Genomic DNA, 15,940 nt, shown 5'->3' with positions numbered 1-15,940 from the left:
GCTCGGACCCGGCTTCTCACCAGCATCAACCTGGGCCTGGAGCACCCAGCGGCGCAACGTTTCAGCCGCGACGCCAAGCTTCGGCGCCAAGGCCTTACTGGCCGCGGAAACGGAAGGGTATTCGGACAACCGGTCGAGCGTCATGCGCACCGCACGATCACGCACTTCCGAAGGGTACTGCTTGGGCATAATGGCCATCTTTCTCACAAAAGACAGCGGCATCAAACCCGGGACGGTTCACCCAACCAGTGAAGCCGCCGTCAGGATCGCGAACGAGACGCCGGCTCCCAGCACGGTCTCCCACCCCGATCCTGAACGGGCTGATCGACGTAGAGAGCCGAAAGCCCGGCTGCCCCACGAGGTTGTCGTTCCGCTTGACTCTGTAGCCAGCCAGTCGAAAAGTTCCCACAGCTGACCGGCCGCTGCATGGGTCGGCACGCGCAACAAAATCGTTGGCCCGAACGCGCCTTCTCCGAAATGACCCTCGATGGAGGACAACGACATCATCACGGCAACCGACCTTTCGCAACGACAGACCCTACGTGGGGTAGTCGTCCAGAGCAACGAAAGCGTCCACACGGATAAGCTGCCTCAGAACTGCGACTGTACCGACTGGTTCAGCTACAAGAGCTACAGGAGGAGTGAGAGGAGTGATATGGCGATGCGCCAGACAGTTGTGAACTCGTAGTCGCGGCGGCCATCGCTCCCCTCCTGCCGGTCACAGAGGGCTCGGTCATGGGGCGTTGCTTACGATCCCGCGGTCGATGGCACGCGTTGCCGCTTGCGTCCGGGAGCTCACGCCGAGCTTGTCGAAAATGTTGCTCACGTGGCGCTGGACGGTTCGCTCGCTGAGAAACAGCTCCGCACCGATTGCCCGGTTCGTCAGACCACGCACGATCAACCGGAGCACCTCGACCTCGCGGGGAGAGAGGCCGTGCTGCGAAGGGATGCCGGGGCGTAAGAGCATGTCCTCGACCACGAGCAGGTCGGGACGGGCGCCGAGACGCGTGAAGACCTCGCGGGCCGATTCCAGCTCAAGGCCCGCCGCCTCCTCGTCCCCCACACCCCGATACGCGGTGGCCAGGAGCATGGAGCACCTCGCGACCTCGTAGGGGACATCCAGGCCACGCCACAAGCCGGCGGCCCGACGGAGCTCGGGAAGCGCTTTCTGCCACTCATCGTCGGCAAGGGCCAGTTCGCCAAGGGCCCGCGCATGGGCGGCATGCACGCTGTCGGAGGCGAAATGCTCCGCGAGGCTGCCCATCTCCGCGGCAGCGGCAGCGGCTTCCCCCGCAGCCGCTGTCGCGAGGAGGACGGTCACTGCCGCGGGCAGCAGCTCCACGCGCGCGCTCGGCCCCACGGACTCGCCGAGGGCACGCCGGATCCCCGCTGCCGCCGCGGGCACGTCTCCAAGGGAGAGCCTGAGCAGGGCGAGCCCTGGCTGCGTGGGGCCTCCGGCGAATGCCGCGGCCCGGTAGGCTGCCTCAGCCTCGGGGACGTCACCGAGAAGACGATGCGATTCAGCGAGCTCGTAGCGCGCGTGGCCGATCAGGCGCGTGCCTGCTCCGTCGGCCAGGCTCCGACACGCCTCCTCCAGCTGGGCGAGGGCCGCCGCCCACTGGCCCGCGAGTCGGAGGTGGACGGCCCGGTACGTCAGGCAGTTGCCGTAGAAGGGCCCGCCGAATGGAGGTACCGTATCCAGCCACGACCCGAGGGCAGTGCTCCACTCCCGGACCCGCGAGACATCGCGGGCCTCCACCTGGCAGGTGCCGATGGCCGCGCAGAAGAGCAGGCTCGTGACCCGTGGTGTCGTCTCGCCCGCCACTACGCGGAGCATCGCATCGTCGAGCCAGTCCAGCCCGTCCGCGAGGCGGCCCGACTTGACCAGAGCGCGGCCGGTGAGGAGCGTCGAGAAGGCGAGCTGATCGGCGTCGTGCACCCTGGCGGCCCTCTCGCGGACGCGGGCGAGGAGCATCCCGGCCTCGTCATAGGCGCCCGCGGCGATCCGGCCGTACGCCGTGATGATGAGCAGCCAGCCAGGCTCTTCGCCGGCGTCGTCCGGGCCGAGCTCGCGGGCCCGTGCCATCCAGCCGTTGGCCTGGGCGAACTCGCTGTTGAGGTGGTAAGCCTCCCACAGCCAGAAAGCGGAGGCGAGCGCGGGGCGCACTTGGCCGTTCGCGGCCCGTACCTCGAAGGCATGCTCGAGCGCGGCAATCGCGTCGTCGCGGAGACCTGCGATTTGTGCACACTCGGCGAAGCTTTCGACATCGTCGACCTCAAGGGCCGCGAGCCCGCCCGCGGCGCGGAACTCGTCGCATGCCTGCCGCCACGCGGACCCCGCGTGCAATGCCCGGGCGCGCGCGAGGTGATTTGCGTCGTCGGCCACGTCAACCTCCTGATCACTACTATGCATCGGTGGACTGGGCATAACTACCCAACGGTGGATGTCCAAAGTGGCGCGACCTGCCGATGTATGCGTGGGGCGTCGGCGGGATTCTGAAGGTGATCCGCACGGTGCGGATCACTTGGTTCAGGAGGTCATCATGTACGAGCCGTTTGTCTACTTGAGCACATATGTCGTGCGCGCCGGGCACCTCGATGAGGCTCTCGAGGCGTGCCGCGAGGTCGCTCGCCTCGTGGAGAGCCGCGAGCCCAGGATGCTCGTCTTCCAGTTCTTCGCCGACGAACAGGGCCAGCAGATCACGTGCCTTCAGGTCCATGCCGAAGGGGAATCCATGGCCAACCACATGTCTGTGATCAGCGAGCATCTGGCACGGTCCGGGTCGTGGCTCGAATCTTTCAGCAACGCCATGGCCCTGGGTCAGCCCCCGTCAGTCGTGACACAGTGGTATAGGGAGGCGGGCGAGCAACTAGCACAGTTCCCACGGCACGTGGCGGGGGTCATCCGGCTCGGGTCCCCCGTCGGATGAACTCAGTCCAGCCGGGCGAGGACCTGCTCCCTCGTTGGATACGCGGCCTGGGTGCCTTGGCCGTCCTCGGGCCGGCGGCCACCTCCCGCGAAGACCCCCGCGGGGCGAGGGGCCGCCGGCCAAAGCGTCAGCGCAGTACAGTGCTTGAATCTAATGCATGTTTCCCGGGCTAGGCTCAGAGCGCCGTGGCGGCATCCGTGACTCCAGGGATTCACAGTAAGGCGTCAGGTGATGACGGACGCTAAGGATGAAAGCACCGGCTCGCCGAACTCGCCGAAACCATCGAACCCACCACACTGCCCCGCTCACCGAGTCACGACCCATGCCTACCGCTAGTGCCGTTCCTCGGCACGAGATGCAGGGCGGCACAACATTCAATTTCATGACCGACGGGATCGAGTCGGCACTGGCCCAAGCCCGGGAGGCCGCGGCCGGCAAGGATGTCGCAATAGCCGGAGGCGCAGAGACTGTCCGCCAGTACCTTACAGCAGCGCTGATCGACGAGTTGCGGCTCACATCGCACCCATCCTCCTCGCTGCGGGCGAGCGGCTCCTGGACGGCGTCGACAACCTCAACCTTGAGCCGACGGAAGTGAGCGGTACCCGCCTAGTGACGCACGTGCGGTATCAGGTGATCCGCTAACCAAGCCTCGCCGCATCGAGCAGCGCGTTTCGCCGCGGCGGTGACACTCAAGCGTTGAGAGGGAGAAGCGTCCCTTCGGCGGTCCCATCACTGATTCCCGTAACTGCCCGACATGAAGCGGATAGCAGCACCTCGGGACCGTGGCTGGACGTTGCTAGCTACGGGGCTCGGCAACTGCGATGAGGGGCCGCCTAATGGAAGCGCACAGCGTTCCACTCAAGGATGCGTGGAACGGCGAGGCCCTCTATAACGAACGGGTCCTCGGCGATGAAACGCTCAGCATCCTGGCGTGAGGTGAAGATCCCCAGGTTTCAACCAGTGCCCGCGGGCCGTCATCGCGGTAGAACACCTTGACCTCACCGCGTCCTTACAAGCCTGTCAGGGCCAGGATCCTTGACGACGACTAGGGCTAGGCAGCGTAGCTGGTCTCGGTGCCTGCCGAGCTCGGCGAAACTGGCTGCTGCCTCCCGAAACAAGGCGTTGGCCTGATCGTCGTGACCCTCTGCGCGGCGAAGGATCCCTCGTGCTTCCCAGAGGGCGGCGTGCCATGGTCCGCCGGGCCACATGCCAGCGAGCTGTTCGGCAGTGGCAAGCCGACGGCGGGCCGCGTCCAGCCTCCCGGCCAGTGCGTAGCTCGTCGCTGCGGCGACGTGATAGCCCATCGAGCATGGCGAACAGACGCTCCTGCCGGCCAGGGCGGCGTCGACTCGCTCGATGATACGGACCGCTTGCCCCGGAGATCTGGCTGCCCCGGCGATCACTCCGGACGCGGCTGCAACCAGTGCGCGGCTGGCTTCCCGAGCTGCGTCCGCGGGCCGGCCCTCCGCCAAATCAAGCTCAGCAAGTCGCTGTCGCGTCACGATCTCCCCGGCCTTGGCCCCAGCCTTCCGGTGCAGCTCCAGCGCTGACTGGAGCAGACTCCGCGCTTCGTCGAGGTCACCCGAAAACAGCGTCGCTTCCCCCAGCAACAGCTCAGCGATGGCCTGGCCGCGCACCGAGCCCGCTCGCTCGGCGATGGTGCGCAGCCGCGCTGCACGCTGAATGATGTTCCGATGTCCCGCCGGCCCGCACAGGCAGAAATCGGCGAGGCATAATTGTGCGTCGAGCACGTAGCCGGACCGCGCGGAGTCGTGTCCCGTGAACTCCACGAACTCCGCCTCGAACACCTCGGGCCAGCAGTCCTGCATGTTCGCAGCGATCCCGAGCACCGCGCTGGCTTCGCCGATCTCTCGGCCCAAGTTCGCTGAAATGGCCAACTCGCGCGCACGCCGGGCGTAGGACGTGGCCTCGGTGAGGTCGCCGCTGTTGAGCGCGATGAGTGCTCGCGCCAACGACGCTCGCGCGCGATTCTCCGCCCGTGGACTGTCCTCTGCGATGGCCTCCTCGTAGACCGCGACCGTCTCCGCTCCCGGTCCTACCCCTAAATCTGCCCGCAGCCGCTGACGGAGCTGCTCGAATTGGCGGATCGCGCCCATGCGATCGCCTGCGTGGAGCGCCCGCACCATGATCGCGCGGTGTGCATCTTCGTCCGTGGGCTCAGCCTTGAGCACATCGTCCCACCGAGCCGAGGCCTTGAGCAGACGCAGGTACAGCGTGCGCAGCCGGTCGCGGGGGTCCTCAGCCCATAGGGCGAATCGGTCGTCAGGAAGCAGCTCGCCTCCGTACAGCGCGAGGGCCTCGGCCAGCCCGGCCGATGAGGCGAGAGCGGCTCGCCCGTCCGCCTCGAATCGTTCTGCGTCGATCGAGACCTCGGCGTCGGGCAGCAGCACCAGCAGGTCGCCGTGAGCCTGTACGGCGTTCGAAGAGCCCAGAGCGGCACGCGCGTAATGCATTGCCTTGCGGAGGTTCGAAGCGGCAGCTTGCGCGCTGAGATCGGGCCAGAGCAGGTCAGCCAGGAGATCCCGATGTAGACGGCGCCCTTCCGCAAGGGCGAGGATCTTGACGAGCCAGGCAGCCTTGGTCCGTTTCCAGGAGTCGTACGGGACCGCCCGGCCGTCGACCACGACACGGAACGAACCCAACATGACGATGATGCAGGTCGCCACGCTCTGATCGTAGGCGGGGAACGGGCGGGGAACAAGATTTTCTTACCGTCAGAGATGGGACACAACTCAGGAGGTGAACCGAGATGCCAGACACATACGCCTCAGGAAGATGGCAGGTGGTGCCGGGCCGGGAAGACGAATTCATCGTGAGGTGGAAAGAGTTTTTGGAATGGACCCGCCTTCATCATCCGGCCATGATCGACGCGAGCCTGCTCCAAGAAGTCACAACGCAGAGCGATTTCATATCGTTCTCCGAGTGGAAGAACGCCGACGCGCGGGATCACTGGAAACACGATCCGGGGTTCGCCGTGAAGATGTCGGCGTGCCAAGCACTGTGCCAACGCATGGTTGGCAAAGATTACGAACGCGTTGTACACGTCCCGTAAGCCAACGGGCGCAACAATCCCATCACAACAATCAGGAGGAACGATGGCACTGCAACTTGGTGAAATCGCACCCGATTTCACCGCCAAGACCACCGACGGGGACATCCGATTCCACGACTCGCTCGGTGACTCCTGGGGAGTGCTGTTCTCGCACCCGAAGGACTTCACCCCGGTCTGCACTACCGAACTCGGCTACATGGCCAAGATCAAACCCGAGTTCGACCGACGCGGGGTCAAAATCATTGGCCTGTCCGTGGACTCGACGGCTGATCACGAGCGCTGGACCGCCGACATCGAGGAGACGCAGGGGGCTCGCCCCAATTACCCTCTGATTGGCGACGACGACTACACCGTGGCGAAGCTGTACGGCATGCTTCCGGCAAGCACATCCGGGGACGCCAAGAGCCGAAAGCCCGCGGACAACCAGACCGTGCGCAACGTGTTCGTGATCGGACCAGACAAGAAGATCAAACTACTCCTCGTCTATCCCATGACAACCGGCCGCAACTTTGACGAGGTGCTCCGCGTCGTCGACTCGCTTCAGCTCACTGCTCAGCACCGGGTCGCGACGCCGGTCAACTGGAGGCAAGGCGAGGACGTCATCATCGCCGGCTCCGTCCCGAACGACGAGGCCCGAAAGATCTTTGGCGACTGGAAGGAGCCCAAGCCGTACATTCGGATCATCCCGCAGCCGGTGTGATCCCGGTCAGGACAGCACCACAAGTGCCGTTCTGCAAGGAGCGACGGTGAACCGTGCCCACCAGCACGGCGCGAACCTTCCCCGAACCATAGAGGCACCGTCATAGGGGCACCGTCGAATTAAATGAATCTGCTTACTGAAACAGCCGATCATGCCATTGGCCGTTTCCCACGGCGGATTGAGCACGAAAATCCATGCCTTGGTCGATGGCAAGGGCCGGCCCCTGGTGCTGGTCGCTCCCGGTCAGGGCGGTGATTCCCCCATGTTTCCGCACTCATGGACCACCTGAAAATCAACCGCGCCAGACCGGGCAGGCCACGGGCCCGCCCGGACCGCGTGCGCCGGAACAAGGCCTATTCCTCCCGGCCATTCGGACCCTCCTACGCGGACAAGGCATCGCAGGGGTCATCCCTGAACCGGCCGGATCAGATCGGCCACCGGAACCGACGCGGTTCCGCCGACGGCAGCCCCCGGCCTTTGACAAGGAGGACTACAAGGGCAGGAACGTCGTCGGACGCAACAACTTCAATACCTTCAAGCAATGGCGCGGCCTGGCCACCCGCTACGACAAACTCGCACTCAGCTACCGCGGCGGCGCCGTTCTCCGGGCAGTCAGCATCTGGCTGACAGCCTTAGGAGACACGCCCTAAAAGCGACCCCTGTTGCCGACGATCCCTGCGATGCAGCCATTCAGGTCACAGCAAGGCTCGGCTTCTGTCCATGGGCTCTTTTCATGAGCCCATTTCATTGCACCGGCAGCTGACCCGCCGGGCAGTGCGGGATGCTCAACCTACCCTGCTGCCGCGGTATCCGGGTAGCACCAGGCGCGCGCCGCTCCCCGGTCATTCAAGTCATGCAGCTCCCGCTTTGCCACACCATGAAGGAGCGAGGAACCGGCTTATTAGCTTGGGAGCGGGCCACGAAAAGATCCAAAAAAGTTACGTCCAGTCATGCAGTAGACCACGAAAGTCACCATGAACATGTGTGAGTACAGAAACCCGCAACCAGCAGCGAACGCCTCGGTCCCCCGTCTCGAACCAGGGCATGTCGCTCCAACTAGTGAGGACCATGACGGAGTGAGAAGCGAGAACATCGCCCACCCAGGAGAAAGGAGACATACGGCCACGTGAACGGCCACCCACAACTAAACACGAGGCGTTGACAACACAGTGTCAAGGCGAGATCACGAGGTGTGTACAGTGTACACGCAGTGAGAGACCCAAAAGGCTCTGACCTGCGGAAACACTGTGCCCGAGGTGGAACTCGAACCAGATTTTAGCCCCTTCGAACACTGGGAACTCCAGAAAACATAGGCAATCCGAGCCAGTCCGGCCGATATACGGCCCAATCCGAAGCCGAAAGCGTGCGCAATGTACACACCGCTTTTCCGAACAGATTCCGCCCAAATCCGACAGCTGCCGCTCTCCTCGATACGCCCAGGCGGCAGCTTTGTATTGTGCCCAACGTCGGTTCGATCGGGAACCGCTGAAGTGCGCCCTACGGGTTCCGACTGGCGGGGCAACCGAAGACGTAATTCTCGCCATATCTCCCCGTGGTCGCCCTGGCGACTCGACTGCTTGATCTCAGCAGCGAGACCGGCCTGACTGATCAGGGCAGGGCCGGACTCGTCGGCCCGTCTGCCGACTTCCGTCTCAGCGACCTTGAAGACCTCACCACCGAGCTTGAGACGACTGAGGATCATCGTGTCCCGCTTGTGGCTGGCAATCCAGCTGCGTTTCTCCAGCGGAGGGGCAACAGAAATTTTGCATTTAATGCATTTAACCAGAGAAGGGCCGGCGTTTGGGGCGGTCCGCCGCGGTGATCATCGCCTTTGCTACAGCCCCTCGCCGATTTCACGACGACGGGCATGCCGCTGCAAAACCCCTGCCGCCCTGTCCGGAGTTTCCCTTACGGGGCGTAAGCGGGTGGGACCTCATATGCGGCGGCCCATGGGAGGAGCTTTGGTGCAGGGTGCGGCCCGTCGGATAGCCAGTCGTTGCTGATCTCTGTGGCCCTTGCGGCGTGCAAAACGAGCTGAGCAGCAAGGGCTGATCCGGTGATTTTTGCGTAAGCGAGGGCGGTTTCGCCGACAGTCTCGGTGTGCTCGAGAAGCGGCAATAGATGCGCAGAAGTGACGTTGCTGAGCTCACCTACGCGTTCGCCACTGAGCCGGACTTCAACGAATGGCCGCTCGATACCGTTCTTAAGGGTGTGGATCGCCTTGTGGAGGCTGACCAACAGGAGGCCTACCCCATCCGGGGGCACATGGTTGAAAAGGACGTCGAAATGGTTCTCTTCCTTGAGGACTTGAATCGCTGATCCCCACGGTACAAGAGTGGTGAGGCCCGTCGGGGCCTCGTTGAGCGGGGCGATCAGCCCCGGTTCAGGCAGTGCCACGGTGACCCGGGCTTGGAGCTCATCGCCGCCGCCGTCGTACGCCCAGATGCGAGCCGTCGTAGTCGCAGAGAGCCCACTCGCAATAATTCTCCTGATAGGTTGCGTGTAGCGGATCGCGTCTTCACGACTAAGGTAGCCGAGGACGTGATTCCGCCAACGAACGCTGATGGCATTCTCGTCATATGGGTTGTCCGGCTCGGCCACGAGTTCCACCTGAACGCCTTCAACTTCGCTGTCGCTCCGTAAAGTGATTGGCGCTTTACTGGCGCGGAGCGCGGCTTTGATCGCCTGGCTATACGCGTGCTCGCCGACGACGTCGACGTTCGGCCATTCCGAACGGCCGAGCGACACCTGGTCCCCCTGGCTCCTGGAAAAGGGCCGAGTGACTGGCGAATTTGGTTCTTTGCCCTCAAAGGCGATCTGCCGTGGCTCGGTGCGATTTGCCCGTGCCTCAATCCGGACTTCAGGAACTGCGATTCGTTGCACCGCGCTGACGGGACTCAGCGCCCAGGTCGCGTCCTCCCACGCCTGCCGGTCGCGGCGCCGCTTCCGCAGCAGGAACATCAGCCCCACGATCCCCGCGGCCAGAATGAACCCTGTGGGCGAGGATACCGTCACAATCAGCATCAGCAACCCGAACAAGGCCCACTGTGCAAACGTCCCGGCCTTCTCCAACCTCGGCACACCGCGGCCGCCGGCGGTCAGCTTAGCCGGACTCTGACCGATACACTCCAGGACGAGCGCCGCCTGTCCCAAAGTTAGGTACATCAGGCTCGGGCGCTTGCCCGTTGCTCGTGCGACGGCCGCGCGCACGAAGTTGCGCTGGAACTTCGATGCCACAGCCGTCCCATCGGGTGCGAGGAGCTCCCGCCATGTCTCATCGCTGATGACCTGACGCGGGGCTTGGCGGCGGATCGGTTGAGACGCCTGGGCAGCAGGCTTCCGTATCGAGCGGCGGCTCGAGCTGGTGGTCACATAGGAGGCACCGGTTCCGGGGATCCTCACTGTGCTCGTCGTGCGGCCTGTCGTGGACTTCGTAACCCTGAACGGGCCTGCCCCAATGCTTGCACTCACCCCGCGCTTCGACGCCGTGATCCTCACAGGCCCGAAACTCTTCGACTTGCGGTAACGGAAACCCAACTCGCACCCCCCAAAAAATAGGCAAATCACGAGGACGCACTTGTCCTCGCACGTGCGATTCTAGACCTCAGAGATTCGCGAATGGAACGCGTCCCATCAGATACCAGAGGGGACGGTCCCATCGCCCCTTCTTCTTCTGTCTTGAATGTGGCGTCCTGCAAGCCTGTTCGAAACCAAGTAGCGGGTCCGTCAAACTTCGTTCCTTGGCAGACAAGATCCAGGCCAGGCAAGCTTGCCTCCCCGATCTCAAAGCCGGAGCAATTGCACCTTGAACGAGGCTACCTATGAACATTTGGTGGCTGGTGACTACGTGGGAAGCGACCACGTATTCTTCTGAGTCAGGTTCAAGGGCAGGCACCTTGTAGGCGACACGACCACCGTTTGTGATGATGGATCTTCCTATTAAGTCAGCTATGGAACCCTTTGCCACACGTTCCCTTTGCAGGTTGGAGAGCTGCTGGACCGACGGAATCGGTACCACGCTGATCAATCCCAGAAGGGCTGACATCGTGTCTTTGCCTTGAACCTTGTCCTCGGCAGCGCGGACGATGCTAGTTAGGTCGATAGAACCGCTTCTTACGAATGCGAACTCCTCTGTGGCGCGCTGGGAGTATTCACGATGCAAACCCCGAATTTCAGCCAGCCTCGATTCCAGACCTCGCTCCTCGCGATACCTGTGTGAAGTGCCTCTGAAGAGCTGGATAGCAGACTCGAGGTGGTGGGCGGCCACTATGAAGCTCTTGTTGTTGCCGGTGGCCCATTCACAACCTTCTGCGACTGCAGCCTCCGCCGGCGCGGTCGTCATGTCGTCAGCCCTGGTCGAAAGCCTGGGCCATTTGGTACCAATCGCGCGCGCATTCGAGGAACTGCAGTCCACCGAGCAGTCCAGTCGTTGTCTGCGCCTCGCCTTGACCAGCCAAGACGTTCGCAAATTTTTCAGCCTCGGAGGTGGCCAGTCGGTTTTTCACCACCATTCTTGACAGCATGATCGCCAGATGGCTTCCTTCGGCGGCAAGCTTCTTCAAGCTATCTGACAGGTAGGCTTCGAGCTGCTTCGCTTTTTCAAAGGTCGCTTTACCTAGGCTCTTGGCAAGGGTCGCTGCCCGGTCCCAGACTATAAGGCCGGGATCATAGTCGCCGCGTTCAATAGGAATCTTGGTATAGAAGTCGAGTGCAGCAAGCGCGTGCGCGATCCCCGAGCCGTGGCGCCGTGCCCACAAAACATGGTGGACCCGGCCAGCAAGATCTATCCGAGTTATTGTGCGACGATCGACGATAGGAGATTCAGATCGTCAGCGGCCAGGTCTTCAATCGCGAATGACCGTTTTGTGCCTACTACCGTCAACGGCGCAAACAGCGCATTGATTTTTGATCCATCGATAATCAAGGAACAGATATCAGCAAGGAAGCTTCCACGCGCTTGATTCGGCGGTCGAGTCTCCCTCAAGCGCGCCAGCGAATGGTCCCCTATCCGAACGACGCTCAAAACCAACGACCACGTCACTTGGGTATGCCAATCTGGTCGGTACCCGCTTCACGACATAATACGGGTGTCGACGAGCTTCGCTACCTGCGAAGGGCCGCAGCGGTTTGAGGCATTCCCTCCGAGTCCAGCCGGTCTAAAACGTCGTTGAGATCCAACCTCGGATTCCTGTACGCCTCAGACATGTTATGAACGGCGACGTGGAGCTCCACAGCATCCAAGTAGAACTGGTCCTTGAGGAAGTCATCTGGGTGTTTGGCCTCGATACCCCATGGCATTAGCGCTTCCGGGGGAGGTGCTTGAGGTTTTTTGTGACGATCACTTGCGCTTGCACTTTCAGGGCCGCTGCCATGACATGTGCATCCCTTGGGTCAGGGAGGTCCACGAAGACCTGCTCAAGAGGCTGGTTGTCGTTCACGATGCAATCCGGTATTGCCGAACGCATCAGCTCCCGGGTTCGGTCGAGCTTCAACGGATCCAAATCCGGCCGGCTTTGCTTCAGGTTTCGGAAGGTCTCATCGAGTATGGCCTCGGTCCGGCGGGCTGAACCAATCCGGTCTGGGCGACTCGTATGAGGAGATCCCGAAGCATGCTTGGATACAGAACGTTGGCATCATAAATGACCGTGAAAACCACTCTACTTGAGACCCATGTCCTGACTTAGTGCGGACAGCTCGTCCGCGGCATCCTTCTGAGTTAGCGACGTACGGCGCTGGTAATCGTACAGCGATTCAGCAAGGACCCGCCGATGCGTGCCCACTTTTCGGTACTTGATTTCCTGGGACTCGAGAAGTCTCACCAGATAGGGGCGCGATACATTCAAGATGTCCGCCGCCTGCTGCGTGGTCAGCTCGGCGTTCATGGGAACAATCGTTACCCCCTGACCTGCCGCCATTTTCCCAAGGATTAGCATCATCAGGTCCGCCGCTACACGCGGCATCTCGAGGTTTCCTCCGTCGGTAACCTTCATCTCCACTGGTTGCTGCGGATCTGCGTGCGCTTCAACGGCACGACGTAGCGTCTTCAGTGCTTCCCGCGGCATTTCAGAATCGCTTCCATGAGGGTAGGCCGGGGTTGCCGGATGGGTAGTCACTTTCGTCTCCTCTCCCACTGCCCGGTGTATTTGTGGAGGTATCTCACAAACGAAATAAATGAAATGAAGCAGGGAGGTGGCCGTGGCCAAGTCGGACCGTGACTAACCTAGACCTTTGGCCTCTCGTTCCCGACCGTGACTCCTGACCGATTCCCAAAAGTTGCACTCCCCTCCTGCCCCGGCGGTGAGCCGCCGACACGAACAACCGCCCCCTCAGCAAAGACAACCGGGAGCTGAGCCGGATCTACAACAGGATCCAGAAGGCAGTTGTAACAGACAGCTACACACCGCCTGACGACAACCCCTGGTACGACACCACGACTGTCGTACCTCGCGGCGAAGTAGCGCGCTGGCTGGCGGAATCGCAGGAGGGCCATTCCGGGGACATCCTCATTTACGGCAGCCGGACCATGTGGAACGGCCTGCTCCAGCAGGGACTGGTGGACGAACTCCACCTCATGGTTGGGCCCGCAGCGCTGGGTGGCGGTACGCCCATCTTCAGCATACCTACGGACCTGGCACTGCTGGAAACCCGGCGCTTCAAAGGCTCGGACAACGTGCTTCTGCGCTACTCCGCGTCCCGCCACCGATAAGGGCCCTTCAGCCTGGCTGCGGGGAGGGGATTACGCGACCTTCACCAAGAGCAGTTCATCCCAGTTGGTTGTGTATCTGGGCGACAACATGTCGCGGCTTCATTGTCCAGTCCGGAACGCACCCCATCCCGACACGGCCCCGAGCTCGTGCCCATGCTGGAGCCATTGACACTCCTCCCGGCCCGGCGTGTACTTGAATCGGCTTCCGCTTGAACAGAGGCCAAACCATGGAGCGGCCTGACCTTCCGTGAGGCCGCCACTAGACGGAGGACGAAAAATGGGGCAGGCACGCGAAGTAATGGACCGCTTAACCACTGCCGTGACGGCGAGAGACAAAGAGACACAGGCGGCCTGTTACGCCGCTGATGCGGTGGCCTTCACCCCTGACGAGGGCGAGGTCGCTGGACCCGAAGCAATCAGCAACTACCTCTCCCAATTTGGGGAAGCATTCCCGGACATCAGCTATGAGTATGCACAGAAGTATGAGGCCGGAAATGTGGCGATCGATGAGGGCTTCGTCGTTGGAACGAACACCGGACCGCTGCCCCTGCCGTCCGGCGAAACCCTACCTCCCACAGGCAAAAGCATCAGGGTGAGAAGCTGCGACATCGCCCACGTCGAAGGGGGCCTGATCACCACTCACCACTTCTACTTTGACCAGATGGAATTCCTGGGACAACTCGGCCTGCTCCCTGAATCCCTGTCCAAGCCCTGAGCCTGAGGGCCAGACCCTGTCCCTGTCCGCCGGCGGCCGCAAGCCCCGCGGCCGCCGTTCAGGATTGGCCCTGATCCGCCGCATAGCCTCAATACGCTCGAATTGACAGGGAACGACAAGGAAGTGACTTCCAACTTACCGCTGCGAGTCTTAACTCGACAGTAGCGGGCGGGCGCACAAGGTCACCGCCGGAACTACTTAGAAGTAAATGGGCAGCCGCCCTCAACGCATGACGGCTCGCCCCTCACCCCGTCTTCCTGCCTATCGCCTTCAGTGGCAGCTGGCACTGTTTCCCCACGCCGGCACCGGCCGCAACAGTTTCGCGTCGCACGTTCCCTCCCCATAAAGTAGCCGCATGGCTACCTCCCTGAACCCTGCACTCGCCTGGACCCGCCTGCGTGAAGGCAACGAACGATTCGTCTCCGGCCAGTCCATGCACCCCAACCAGGACGCCCCCCGACGGTCGTCACTGGTGGAAGGGCAGAATCCCTTCGCCGTCATCTTCGGCTGCTCCGATTCCCGGCTCGCCGCGGAGATCATCTTCGACCTCGGCCTCGGAGACGCGTTCGTGGTTCGCACCGCAGGCCAGGTGATCGACGACGCCGTCCTGGGCTCGCTCGAGTACAGCATCAGCCAATTGAAGGTGCCGCTGATCGTGATCCTGGGCCACGACAGCTGCGGCGCCGTCAGTGCCACGAAGAGCGCCGTGGAGGCGGGCGAAATGCCGTCCGGCTTCATCCGCGACCTGGTCGAGCGCATCACGCCGTCAGTCCTGACCTCTCTCCGCAACGACAAGCACGACGTCAACGACATGGTGGTTGAACACGTCAAGCAGACCGCCCGCCGGTTGGCCGACACTTCCCGCGTGATTTCCGGGGCAATCGAGGACGGCAGCACCGCCGTCATCGGCCTGTCCTACAGCCTCGGCGAAGGCCGCGCGGAACTCGTCTCCAGCATCGGCCGGCTCTGACACTCGCGACGCAGGGAGCCACCCGTCTGTGCGGTTCAAGCTCCCCGGGCTCCTAAAGGCCCTCGCCTGCTGCAGCCAGGATGGCATTGGCCACGGCTGAATTGTCCCTTATTGACGAGGCCGCAAACCAGGGTCAGCAGTTCGCGGCTGATGCGGCCGCGGGCCTCCAGCCGGGTGAGTAAGTACGGAGCAGTGCAGACGACTTCGAACGCCGAACGGGATTTCCGGCCCCTCGCCGCGATCAGCCCTTGCCCTTATTGCGTCCTCATGGCACTCAACGGCAACAAGGGAATCCACCCAAGCTTCAACGGTCTCACCCCTTTCGGAGGCCCACGCTTACTGGATTGCTGAAACGTGCCTAGGATCGAAGTAAAAGACGCGCCGAAACGGTTACCTAATCAGCGCTGACCCCCGGTTCTTATCGGCCCGCCCTGGCGGGAACAACAACTGGGAAGGAGTCACAGACATGGCGGAGAGCAGATCCTAGCGGGACCCGTTCGAGCAGGACCAGTCACGGCCTCCGGCACCTGCTTCCACCCCTGGTGCTCCCCTGCCTCCGGATGTCCAGGGTCCCGCCGGGGGTGAAGGACCGGTCCGGCCGGGCACCGCAGCTCTTCCGGACGACAACGGAACCGCCAGCCCGCCTGTCGGCGAACCCCGGCGGCCTGTCACCCGAGCTGGCATGATCTGGGCGGCAGTCGTGTCCGCCCTAGTACTACAGTCGCGGTTATTTCTTTGTTTGTCGTTTGCGGTAGTGGTGTTCACGGGCCCGGTGTTGGTGTTTTCGGCGCCAGCGTGAGCGTTCCAGTACGTGGTTTTGGGCGGGGATCCTGGCCCAGACGAGAC

The 15,940-nt window shown here is 62.6% G+C and carries 14 protein-coding genes and 1 pseudogene; 7 read left to right on the top strand and 8 right to left on the bottom strand.

Annotated elements, in window-relative coordinates:
• Positions 1-733: 733 nt before the first annotated feature.
• On the bottom strand, positions 734-2,413 hold the full coding sequence (locus J7E82_RS20210) for a response regulator transcription factor (protein ID WP_214865926.1): 1,680 nt from the start codon (positions 2,411-2,413) through the stop codon (positions 734-736).
• Between the two features lie 130 nt (positions 2,414-2,543).
• On the opposite strand from J7E82_RS20210, the gene J7E82_RS20205 reads away from it, so the two are divergent.
• On the top strand, positions 2,544-2,930 hold the full coding sequence (locus tag J7E82_RS20205) for a hypothetical protein (RefSeq protein WP_214865924.1): 387 nt from the start codon (positions 2,544-2,546) through the stop codon (positions 2,928-2,930).
• A gap of 322 nt (positions 2,931-3,252) precedes the next feature.
• A complete protein-coding gene (locus J7E82_RS20200; protein ID WP_374223648.1) occupies positions 3,253-3,525 on the top strand; it encodes a hypothetical protein in 273 nt (90 codons plus the stop codon).
• A gap of 403 nt (positions 3,526-3,928) precedes the next feature.
• Here the strand turns inward: J7E82_RS20200 and J7E82_RS20195 are convergent, their stop codons facing one another.
• A complete protein-coding gene (locus J7E82_RS20195; protein ID WP_214865922.1) occupies positions 3,929-5,617 on the bottom strand; it encodes a BTAD domain-containing putative transcriptional regulator in 1,689 nt (562 codons plus the stop codon).
• An 83-nt stretch (positions 5,618-5,700) separates the two neighbouring features.
• Here J7E82_RS20195 and J7E82_RS20190 point away from each other — a divergent pair, with 83 nt between their 5' ends.
• Together J7E82_RS20190 and J7E82_RS20185 are read left to right on the top strand one after the other, a co-directional pair.
• Positions 5,701-6,003, top strand: a complete 303-nt coding sequence (locus J7E82_RS20190) for an antibiotic biosynthesis monooxygenase (RefSeq protein ID WP_214865921.1) — start codon at positions 5,701-5,703, stop codon at positions 6,001-6,003.
• A gap of 43 nt (positions 6,004-6,046) precedes the next feature.
• Positions 6,047-6,703, top strand: a complete 657-nt coding sequence (locus J7E82_RS20185; protein ID WP_214865919.1) for a peroxiredoxin — start codon at positions 6,047-6,049, stop codon at positions 6,701-6,703.
• Between the two features lie 1,908 nt (positions 6,704-8,611).
• On the opposite strand, the gene J7E82_RS20175 is transcribed toward J7E82_RS20185, so the two are convergent.
• From J7E82_RS20175 to J7E82_RS20155, 5 genes are all read right to left on the bottom strand, one after another.
• A complete protein-coding gene (locus J7E82_RS20175; RefSeq protein ID WP_308113982.1) occupies positions 8,612-10,270 on the bottom strand; it encodes a DUF4236 domain-containing protein in 1,659 nt (552 codons plus the stop codon).
• 37 nt (positions 10,271-10,307) lie between these two features.
• Complete coding sequence (locus tag J7E82_RS20170; RefSeq protein WP_214865913.1) at positions 10,308-11,045, bottom strand: hypothetical protein; 738 nt, start codon at positions 11,043-11,045, stop codon at positions 10,308-10,310.
• Positions 11,046-11,049: 4 nt separating this feature from the next.
• The gene (locus tag J7E82_RS20165; protein ID WP_214865911.1) at positions 11,050-11,460 is read right to left on the bottom strand and encodes a hypothetical protein; all 411 of its coding nucleotides are present in this window, start codon (positions 11,458-11,460) and stop codon (positions 11,050-11,052) included.
• Positions 11,461-12,000: 540 nt separating this feature from the next.
• Positions 12,001-12,249, bottom strand: coding sequence for a PIN domain-containing protein (locus J7E82_RS21430; RefSeq protein WP_374223649.1), 249 nt, complete (start codon positions 12,247-12,249; stop codon positions 12,001-12,003).
• Between the two features lie 111 nt (positions 12,250-12,360).
• On the bottom strand, positions 12,361-12,816 hold the full coding sequence (locus J7E82_RS20155) for a helix-turn-helix domain-containing protein (protein WP_308113981.1): 456 nt from the start codon (positions 12,814-12,816) through the stop codon (positions 12,361-12,363).
• Between the two features lie 233 nt (positions 12,817-13,049).
• On the opposite strand from J7E82_RS20155, the gene J7E82_RS20150 reads away from it, so the two are divergent.
• Entirely contained in the window at positions 13,050-13,409 is a 360-nt protein-coding gene (locus J7E82_RS20150; protein ID WP_214865928.1) for a dihydrofolate reductase family protein, read from the top strand.
• A gap of 30 nt (positions 13,410-13,439) precedes the next feature.
• On the opposite strand, the pseudogene J7E82_RS20145 reads toward J7E82_RS20150, so the two are convergent.
• A pseudogene (locus J7E82_RS20145) lies at positions 13,440-13,524 on the bottom strand (DUF4113 domain-containing protein); the annotation flags it as partial.
• Positions 13,525-13,686: 162 nt separating this feature from the next.
• Between J7E82_RS20145 and J7E82_RS20140 the strand changes: the two are divergent.
• Both J7E82_RS20140 and J7E82_RS20135 read left to right on the top strand, forming a co-directional pair.
• Positions 13,687-14,124, top strand: a complete 438-nt coding sequence (locus tag J7E82_RS20140) for an ester cyclase (protein WP_214865909.1) — start codon at positions 13,687-13,689, stop codon at positions 14,122-14,124.
• Between the two features lie 355 nt (positions 14,125-14,479).
• Positions 14,480-15,094, top strand: coding sequence for a carbonic anhydrase (locus J7E82_RS20135; protein ID WP_214865907.1), 615 nt, complete (start codon positions 14,480-14,482; stop codon positions 15,092-15,094).
• The last annotated feature ends 846 nt before the right edge of the window (positions 15,095-15,940 follow it).

This window comes from Arthrobacter sp. ISL-30, assembly GCF_018613855.1.
GTDB lineage: Bacteria > Actinomycetota > Actinomycetes > Actinomycetales > Micrococcaceae > Arthrobacter.
This window is presented reverse-complemented; position numbering and strand designations above follow the sequence as displayed.

Coding starts and splice junctions, on each gene's coding strand:
- J7E82_RS20210 (WP_214865926.1), bottom strand. CDS start 2,413: ATGCATAGTAGTGATCAGGAGGTTGACGTGGCCGACGACGCAAATCAC.
- J7E82_RS20205 (WP_214865924.1), top strand. CDS start 2,544: ATGTACGAGCCGTTTGTCTACTTGAGCACATATGTCGTGCGCGCCGGG.
- J7E82_RS20200 (WP_374223648.1), top strand. CDS start 3,253: ATGCCTACCGCTAGTGCCGTTCCTCGGCACGAGATGCAGGGCGGCACA.
- J7E82_RS20190 (WP_214865921.1), top strand. CDS start 5,701: ATGCCAGACACATACGCCTCAGGAAGATGGCAGGTGGTGCCGGGCCGG.
- J7E82_RS20185 (WP_214865919.1), top strand. CDS start 6,047: ATGGCACTGCAACTTGGTGAAATCGCACCCGATTTCACCGCCAAGACC.
- J7E82_RS20170 (WP_214865913.1), bottom strand. CDS start 11,045: ATGACGACCGCGCCGGCGGAGGCTGCAGTCGCAGAAGGTTGTGAATGG.
- J7E82_RS20140 (WP_214865909.1), top strand. CDS start 13,687: ATGGGGCAGGCACGCGAAGTAATGGACCGCTTAACCACTGCCGTGACG.
- J7E82_RS20135 (WP_214865907.1), top strand. CDS start 14,480: ATGGCTACCTCCCTGAACCCTGCACTCGCCTGGACCCGCCTGCGTGAA.